Annotated in this window: 1 protein-coding gene and 1 pseudogene; both read left to right on the top strand. The window is 42.6% G+C overall.

The window, feature by feature from the left end; all coding sequences use genetic code 11:
• Positions 1 to 230, top strand: a 230-nt coding sequence (locus A3766_RS03720; protein ID WP_068641704.1) for an OadG family protein, incomplete at its 5' end; no start/stop codon positions are given.
• A gap of 43 nt (positions 231 to 273) precedes the next feature.
• Positions 274 to 942 (top strand): annotated as a pseudogene (locus A3766_RS03715) (oxaloacetate decarboxylase); the annotation flags it as partial.

Genomic DNA, 942 nt, shown 5'->3' with positions numbered 1-942 from the left:
TGTCTGAAGCAATAAACTTGATGTTGGTGGGTATGGGATTCGTTTTTGTATTTTTGACGATCTTAGTTTTTGCTACATCGTTCATGTCAAAAATGATTTTGAAATATGCGCCAGCACCTGAGCCTAAAGCTCCAGCTGCATCGCCAGTAACTCAAGCATCTAATGATGCGCAACTGTTAGCAGTACTCTCTGCTGCAGTAGACAAATATCGCTCAGACCACAAGAAGTGAGCGTGAATAAAATTTGAACCTTTAACAGAAGGCTTGATAGAAAATGACGGATTCGAACAAAAAACTCGGAATCACTGATGTCGTACTTCGTGATGCACATCAATCTTTATTAGCAACGCGTATGCGAATTGACGATATGCTGCCAATTGCTGAAAAGCTAGATCAGGTAGGCTATTGGTCACTTGAATCTTGGGGTGGCGCTACATTTGACTCCTGTATTCGATTTATTGGTGAAGATCCATGGGATCGTATCAGAGAATTGAAGAAAGTCATGCCTAATACTCCGCAGCAAATGTTGTTGCGAGGTCAAAATCTGTTAGGTTATAGACATTATGCTGATGACGTTGTTGATAAGTTCGTAGAGCGTGCTGTAAAAAATGGTGTTGAGGTATTCCGTGTTTTTGACGCGATGAACGACCCTCGCAACCTGGATCGTGCGCTTAAAGCTGTTAAAGCAAACGGCGGTCATGCTCAGGCAACGCTTTCCTATACAACAAGTCCTGTACATACTTTGGAAAGCTGGGTTAGCTTAGCGAAGCAGATTGAAGACTTGGGTGCAGATTCTATCGCTATTAAAGATATGGCCGGTACATTAACGCCTTATGCTGCTTCTGAGTTGGTTGGGCGTTTGAAAGCTCAGACTGATCTAGAAGTTCAATTACATGCACACGCGACTTCTGGCTTGTCAGATATGACAATTCTTAAAGCGGTT

This window comes from Oleiphilus sp. HI0132, assembly GCF_001635845.1.
This window is presented reverse-complemented; position numbering and strand designations above follow the sequence as displayed.